We start from the raw sequence: 6,000 nt of genomic DNA, 5'->3' as shown, positions 1-6,000 counted from the left end.
TGAGGTTTTTGCTGCTACGGTTGCGATAGCGGCAGTTAGGGTTGTTTTACCGTGGTCAACGTGTCCGATGGTGCCGACGTTGACGTGTGGCTTGTTGCGTTCAAACTTGGCCTTTGCCATGGGTAATTCCTCTTTTTTTGGGGTCGGCGCTTAACTGATATAAATACTAAATTTCATATAGATAAAAGCTAAAGCAGTAGTGACCACATTAAAATAATTGTTAAAAGGTTGCACATACTAATGTGCAGATATTATAAGAAAATCACGGCCAATAACAAGTCTTTTAACAAGTTATTGGCGGATTCTTCACCGACAATATAAAGATGTGCTTTATATTATCATTTTATGAGCGTTATTTACTCGTCATCATCTTTAGAGTTGTACTTAGAGATGATAGATTCTGCAACTGATTTTGGAATCTCAGCATACTTCTGGAATTCCATTGAGTAAGTTGCACGGCCCTGTGACATTGAGCGCATTTGTGTAGCATAGCCAAACATTTCCGCTAATGGTACTTCAGCACGAATCTGTTTGGTGCCACCAGGCAAGTCTTCCATGCCCTGAACCATACCACGGCGGCGGTTTAGATCGCCCATGATATCGCCCATATAGTCTTCTGGCGTTTCAACTTCTACTTTCATCACAGGCTCAAGTAGTGCTGGGTCTGCTGCCAAGAAGCCTTTACGGAACGCGATTGAACCAGCCATTTTAAACGATAGCTCATCCGAGTCAACGTCGTGGTAAGAACCGTCATACAAGGTCGCTTTTACGCCAACCACTGGGTAGCCTGCAAGTACGCCGTTTTTCATGCGCTCTTGGATACCTTTGTCGACTGCACCGTGATACTCTTTTGGTACCACACCGCCAACAACTTCTTCAGCGAATTCATACAATACGTCGCCCGCTGGATCAAGTGGCTCAAGACGTAGCCAAACGTGACCGAATTTACCACGACCACCTGTCTGACGTACAAACTTGCCTTCTTGTTCAACTGAGGTACGAATGGTCTCACGATAAGCAACCTGCGGCGCACCGATGTTTGCTTCTACGTTAAACTCACGCTTCATACGGTCAACCAAGATCTCAAGATGCAGCTCACCCATACCACTGATGATGGTCTGACCAGACTCTTCGTCTGTACGAACGCGGAATGATGGATCTTCTTTGGCCAAACGACCTAGAGCGATTGACATTTTTTCTTGGTCAGCTTTGGTCTTTGGCTCAACTGCTAGAGAGATAACTGGATCTGGGAATTCCATACGCTCAAGTGTGATGACATTGTTTTCGTCACATAGCGTGTCACCCGTGGTTACGTCTTTCATACCCACCAATGCAGCGATATCACCAGTACGGATTTCTTCTAGCTCTTCTTGAGAGTCTGCCATCATCTGTACGATACGGCCAACACGCTCACGCTTCATTTTTACTGGGTTATAAACGCTAGCGCCTTGCTTGATCACGCCTGAGTAGACACGAACGAAGGTTAGGTTACCAACGAACTTATCGTTCATAATCTTAAATGCTAGAGCAGAGAAAGGTGCTTCGTCTGACGCTTCACGGCTGCCTTCAGTTTCGTCTTTGTCATCGAGGATACCTTTGATAGCAGGTACGTCGATTGGTGCAGGTAGATACTGAATAACCGCGTCTAGCATCTTCTGTACGCCTTTGTTTTTAAAGGCAGTACCACAAAGAAGTGGAATGATTTCGTTGTCGATAGTCAACTGACGAAGTGCGCTGTGGATTTGCTCTTCAGTCAATTCGCCATTTTCAAGATACTCATTCATCAACTCTTCTGAAGCTTCAGCAGCGTTTTCTACGAGATACTCACGGTATTCTTCTGCTTTGTCCTGTAGCTCAGCTGGAATCTCACGCTCTTCATACTTCATGCCTTGAGACGCTTCGTCCCAATAGATGGCTTTCATAGACACAAGATCCACAACGCCTTCAAAGTCGTCTTCTTTACCAATTGGGATAACTAATGGTACTGGCTTGCCGCCTAGACGCGTTTTGATTTGATCGATAACGCGATAAAAATCAGCACCAACGCGGTCCATTTTGTTGACAAATGCCAAACGTGGCACTTTGTATTTGTTTGCCTGACGCCATACGGTCTCAGACTGTGGCTGAACGCCGCCTACTGCACAGTAAACCATGCAAGCGCCATCAAGAACACGCATAGAACGCTCAACTTCGATAGTGAAGTCAACGTGACCTGGGGTGTCAATGATATTGATACGGTGTTCGTCAAACTGGTTCGCCATGCCTTTCCAGAAGCAAGTCGTTGCAGCCGAGGTAATAGTAATACCGCGCTCTTGTTCTTGCTCCATCCAGTCCATAGTGGCTGCGCCGTCATGGCTCTCGCCTAGCTTATGGTTTACACCAGTATAGAATAAAACACGCTCAGTAGTAGTCGTCTTACCAGCATCAATGTGCGCTGAAATACCGATATTGCGATAGCGCTTTAGGGGAGTTTTACGAGCCATAGTGTTTTCCTAGGGAAATTCGTGTATATAATAATGTGTTGTGTCTCTGCCTAATACTCTATGACAAAGCGGTGAGCTTCGTGATATTACTTACTGATTATTGGGCCTAATACGGACAACAAAAGAGCAAATACTAAGAATATTGCAGCATAAAATTTGGGACATTTCCTGTTAAGCAAACTTTTTAACAAAAGTGTTACTGTTCAAAAAACATCTTGAGAGATGTCCGCCATCGCAGCTAAAAACAATCAAACTTTCAAATCTTTTTAGCTGCAGCAATGATGGCGGCAATCCATAGAACGGAAAAAATACAGAATCAATCGACATCAGCCATCAATTCATCACATTTATCAAAAGCCACTAATTATTAGTAGCCTTATCTTTAGTAGCTTAGAAGCGGTAATGAGAGAATGCTTTGTTAGCATCTGCCATACGGTGAACTTCGTCACGCTTTTTCATGGCATTGCCTTTACCGTCAGCAGCGTCGTTTAACTCGCCTGCCAAACGTAGAGACATTGATTTTTCAGAACGCTTAGCAGCAGCTTCGGCTAACCAACGCATTGCCAAGGCAGTACGACGGGAGGGGCGTACTTCCATTGGTACTTGATAGGTAGCACCACCCACACGGCGAGCTTTTACTTCGACCATTGGGCGTACGTTTTCTAAGACTTCTTCAAAGAAAGCTACTGGATCTTCGATATTACGTTTTGCACTAACTGTCTCAAGTGCACCATAAACGATACGCTCAGCAGTAGATTTTTTACCATGACTCATTACATGGTTGATGAATTTTGCAACAGTTTGGCTACCAAACTTAGGATCCGGTAGGATCTCACGGGCAGCAACGACGCGACGTCTTGGCATAATAAATTTCCTTGTCTTCAGGAGTGTCCAACATTCACAACATCATACTTGTCATCATAGAGCATAGTAATGAGTTGTCAGTTAGCCTTACTGCATGGTGGTATGTTTAAGGGTAAGTTACATCTTATCAATCTAACTACCGTCGACACCGAACCCATGCACAGTTATTGGGTAGTACTAAAAGCTAAGCAAATATTATGCTTTAGGCTTCTTAGCACCGTACTTAGAGCGACCTTGCTTACGGTCTTTAACGCCTGCGCAGTCAAGTGCACCGCGGACGGTGTGATAACGTACACCTGGTAGATCTTTAACACGACCACCACGGATAAGAACAACACTGTGCTCTTGTAGGTTATGGCCTTCACCGCCGATGTAACTTGATACTTCATAGCCTGAAGTCAAACGTACACGACATACTTTACGCATGGCAGAGTTTGGTTTTTTTGGCGTGGTAGTATATACGCGAGTACATACACCGCGGCGCTGTGGGCACGCTTCCAACGCAGGAACTTTTGACTTTTCCTTGATGGACTTGCGGCCTTTACGAATCAATTGGTTAGTTGTTGCCATAAGGCATCCTTCTCCCGTTTGGTATAAAACAAAAAAATGGGGAAACACGCCAACTATCTGACATAAATGCCAGATTTTGACGCACCCATTTTTAGGACAGTGTATTATAAAGAGTTGTTGCTGCTATTTCAACCACTTATGAATGGTTGCACTTTACAACCTGTGGTAGATATGCATGCAGCTGCTTACTATACCACTTTATCTGTTTTTCGCTAACTATCATGCAGTGAAAACCGCTAAGGTGTTGGCTATACGCTTATCATAAAATAGTTGTATGCACACCGGTAAATAAGCAAAAAATAAACAAAGCAAGCAAACAAAACTTGGTATGAAATAAATGGCGACATCGGCGCGTTTTTCAAGTGCGTGCGAAGCCGTCTGCGCTGGGCTTAGACTTCGCTTAGACCCATCTAGGCCCCAAGGCCAACCTGTAACCTTTCTAATGCGTCCTCTAATTATCGCTGCTGCGCTTACTTGTCAGCGGACGATTGCTCTGCAGACTTTTTATCAGCCTTTGCCTTGTCGCTATTTTTTGCGTTTTTATCTGCTGTGTCTGTGTTTTTTGCGTCTGTTTGCTCAGCCTGCTCATCTGTTTTTTGCGCATTATCGGCGGCTTTATTGACCTCCACTTCACTACTGCTGTCATCAGTGATAGCACGGTTTGCCAATTTGGCTTCTGGAGCAAAGGTTGCTTGCGCCACGCCGATGACCTCATCAATCAGCTGGCTATTGTAACGCATACCGATAATAACAGCGGTGGCGGGCAGTAAGCGGCGCACCCATGACAAATTAATCTGGTCTAAATCAATACCCACTTGACTGGCGACGCGGTCTACTTGCTCGGCATAAAAATTGACGTTTTTATTTTTTAAGCCGAGGTTTTTTAGCTCATTATGCAAGCCGTTGTTTTGTGCATTGTCTAGCAGCCCTTTACCAATGCCTATGCCCGCCAGCAGCGCTTGTTTTTCTTGCATTTTACTTAGATCGGCATTGGCAAGCAGCTCATAAGCCATCTTGATGCCTTGCGTGCCGGTCAGCGGTTTGTTGTATACAGCCGCCAGCTGATAAACGGTACGTAGAGAAACCAGCAGCAGCCATAAAGTGTCGGCAAGCAGTCCTGGCAATCCTGCCAAGCCTGTCAGGCCGCCCATGGTTGCAAGTGCACGGTTTTGGTTGGCGATATCTGTCGCTAAGGCATAACGCTGCTCGTCATCTAAGCTCTCGATATTGGCAAAGCGATGCTCATGAGGCAAATCAATCTGACTCCAATTGAAGGCGAGCTTAGCCACTTGGGCAAATGCGCCATCAAGAGTCGATTGAAACAAGCTATTGGGCACCACTTTTTTGGCGTATTTACCATAAGTAGCAAAACGTGGACCAAGCAGCTGCTGAGTGGCCTTTAGCGTCTGCTCACGAAACAGGTCTTGCTGATAATCGTCGTCCCCTAAGTTTACGGCTTTGTATTGACGCGGCTTGCTGATTTTGGCATTCATGCCATCAATCACAGCGCCCATACGCTCTAAATTATTGCGGGTAAATGCGCCGATACTGCTGACGCCCTTCGAGAGAGTGCTACGCTTTGCCATCTGGTTGTCCTTAATATGATGAATGGTTATTGTATTATTTAACAATCAATTTATTTAACAATCAACGCCAATCAGCTTTATGCTGAGTTTGGTATTTTGTCGTTTTTTCATTGCTAGTCGTTTTGTTATTGCTATTTGTCATGCGCCAAGCTCGTGATACATGACAACTCGTCATACATGACAAATAGTATTTTAAGATGTGTCATCTTAGTCAATTATCTGTCTGCCTGTCAGTGCCAACAATGTTATTGCCGTCACCAGTTTTGTATCTGAAAGTATAACGTGTTTATAACTATTTTTTATTCTTTATGCTGACAGATGAGCATGGGTTTGATAAGCATGTGCTGTTAGCCGCTTTTGGCTATAGCTGTGGTGCTATTTGGTACTTGGGCAGTTTTGTGGTTATTTTGCACTTGTACAAAGATTTTGAGGCACTGATACGGTATCATATGCGCTGCCCTCAAGTGCTATAATCTCAAGCTTATCTCACTTGCTTA

General features: G+C 44.6%; 5 protein-coding genes. All 5 read right to left on the bottom strand.

What is annotated here, in order from left to right:
• Positions 1-120, bottom strand: a 120-nt coding sequence (locus R0I52_RS08120) for a GTP-binding protein (protein WP_317053877.1), incomplete at its 3' end; no start/stop codon positions are given.
• Between the two features lie 236 nt (positions 121-356).
• Complete coding sequence (gene fusA, locus R0I52_RS08115) at positions 357-2,483, bottom strand: elongation factor G (protein WP_317053917.1); 2,127 nt, start codon at positions 2,481-2,483, stop codon at positions 357-359.
• Between the two features lie 390 nt (positions 2,484-2,873).
• The gene (gene rpsG, locus R0I52_RS08110; protein WP_075102601.1) at positions 2,874-3,347 is read right to left on the bottom strand and encodes a 30S ribosomal protein S7; all 474 of its coding nucleotides are present in this window, start codon (positions 3,345-3,347) and stop codon (positions 2,874-2,876) included.
• Between the two features lie 195 nt (positions 3,348-3,542).
• Positions 3,543-3,917 carry a 30S ribosomal protein S12 gene (gene rpsL / locus R0I52_RS08105; RefSeq protein ID WP_201573638.1) on the bottom strand — a complete coding sequence of 125 codons (375 nt, stop codon included), beginning with the start codon at positions 3,915-3,917 and terminating at the stop codon, positions 3,543-3,545.
• Between the two features lie 470 nt (positions 3,918-4,387).
• On the bottom strand, positions 4,388-5,503 hold the full coding sequence (locus tag R0I52_RS08100) for an EcsC family protein (RefSeq protein ID WP_317053916.1): 1,116 nt from the start codon (positions 5,501-5,503) through the stop codon (positions 4,388-4,390).
• Positions 5,504-6,000 lie beyond the last annotated feature (497 nt).

Origin of the sequence: Psychrobacter sp. CAM01 (assembly GCF_032842965.1) — a bacterium.
GTDB lineage: Bacteria > Pseudomonadota > Gammaproteobacteria > Pseudomonadales > Moraxellaceae > Psychrobacter > Psychrobacter celer.
Note: the sequence above shows the minus strand (reverse complement) of the source record. Positions and strands in the feature narration are given on the sequence as shown.